At 69.5% G+C, this 1,955-nt stretch carries 1 protein-coding gene; it reads right to left on the minus strand.

Annotated features, from left to right (window positions below; genetic code table 11):
* A partial coding sequence (locus ACH4F2_RS35890) for an SDR family NAD(P)-dependent oxidoreductase (RefSeq protein WP_398136796.1) occupies positions 1 to 1,955 on the minus strand: 1,955 nt, incomplete at both ends.

The raw sequence follows: 1,955 nt of genomic DNA on the forward strand, positions 1-1,955 counted from the left end.
CGCCTCCCACGAGGTCTCGAGGAAGAGCCGCTGCTGCGGGTCCATCGACAGCGCCTCACGGGGAGAGATCCCGAAGAAGTCGGCGTCGAACCCGGCCACGTCTTGGAGGAAGGCACCTTCGCTGGTGTACGAGGTGCCGGAGCGCTCGGGGTCGGAGTCGAAGAGGGTGTCGAGTTCCCAGCCGCGGTCGGTGGGGAAGCCGTCCACGGCGTCACCGCCGCTGGTGACCAGGTGCCACAGTTTCTCCGGGGAGTCGGCGCCGCCGGGGAACCGGCAGCTCATCGACACGATGGCGATCGGGTCGTCGTCGAGTGCGGTCCGGAGGGACGTGACGGCTTCGGATACGGTCTGCAGGCCTCCGACCAGTTCGTCCATGAGGTGGTCGGCGAGTGCGGTGGGGGTCGGGTAGTCGAAGACGAGTGTGGCCGGCAGTTTCAGGCCCGTCGCGGAGTTCAGCAGGTTGCGCAGCTCGACCGCCGTCAGGGAGTCGAACCCCAGCTCCTTGAAGGCCAGACCGGCACCCACACCATCCGTGCCCGAGTGCCCCAGCACCGAAGCCGCGTGCGAACGGACCAGGTCGAGCAGCAGTTCCTGCCGGCCGCGCTCGTCCAGCGCGGCCAGCCGCTGCGCCAGTGCCGAACCACCCGGCACGTCACCACGCGACTCCACCGTACGACGCACCGTCGCACGGACCAGACCACGCAGCACCACGGGCACCGCCTCGCCCTGACCACGCAGCACGGAGAAGTCCATCGGATGCGGCACCAGCAACGGCTCGTCCAGCGCCATCGACGTATCGAACAACCGCATGCCCTGTTCCGTGTCCAGCAGACGCATCCCCGACCGGTTCAAGCGCTGGATCTCGGTGTCACCGAGGTGCTCTGTCATGCCGCTGCGCCGGCTCCACAGGCCCCACGCCAGTGCCTGGCCGGGCAGGCCGCGTACCCGGCGGCGCTGCACGAGGGCTTCGAGGAACGCATTGGCGGCGGCGTAGTTGCCCTGCCCGGAACTGCCGAAGACCGACGCCGCGGACGAGAACACCACGAACATCGCCAGGTCCATGTCCCGGGTCAGCTCGTCCAGGTTCACCGCCGCGTCCACCTTCGGACGCAGCACGTAGTCGATCCGCTCGGGCGTCAGAGAACGCACGGTGGCGTCGTCGAGGACGCCGGCGGCATGTATGACGCCCGTGAGGGGGTGGGTGTCGGGGACGGTGGCGAGGGTGGCGGCGAGTGCGTCGCGGTCGGCGGCGTCACAGGCCACGACGGTCGCCTCGGCACCCAGCCCGGCCAGCTCGGCCTCCAGCTCCGCCGCACCCCGCGCCGCACGACCGCTGCGGCTGGTCAGCAGCAGGTGCCGCACACCACGCTCGACCACCAGGTGCCGGGCCAGCTCCGCGCCCAGCGTCCCGGTGCCACCCGTGATCAGCACCGTGCCCTCGGGATCGAGAGCACGCGGCACGGTCAGGACCACCTTGCCGACATGCCTGGCCTGGCTGACGTGACGGAACGCGTCCCGCGCTCGCCGCACGTCCCAGGTCGTGACGGGCAGCGGTTCGAGTACGCCCTCCTCGAAGAGACGCAGTAGTTCGACGAGCATGGCCTGAGTGCGTTCGGGACCGGCCTCGACCAGGTCGAAGACCGTGTACGTCACACGTGTGTGCGCGGCACCGACCTCATCCGCCTCACGGATGTCGGTCTTGCCCATCTCCAGGAAGCGTCCGCCCCGGGGCAGCAGCCGCAGCGAGGCGTCCACGAACTCCCGCGCCAGCGAGTTCAGTACGACATCCACCCCCCGCCCGCCGGTCGCCTCGAGGAACCGCTGCTCGAACTCCAGATCACGCGACGACGCGATATGAGAGTCATCAAGCCCCAGCGAACGCAGCGTCTCCCACTTACCGGGACTCGCCGTCGCGAACACCTCAGCACCGAAATACCGCGCCAGCTGGATCGCGG

Source organism: Streptomyces sp. NPDC017890 (genome assembly GCF_044328675.1).
Lineage (GTDB): Bacteria > Actinomycetota > Actinomycetes > Streptomycetales > Streptomycetaceae > Streptomyces.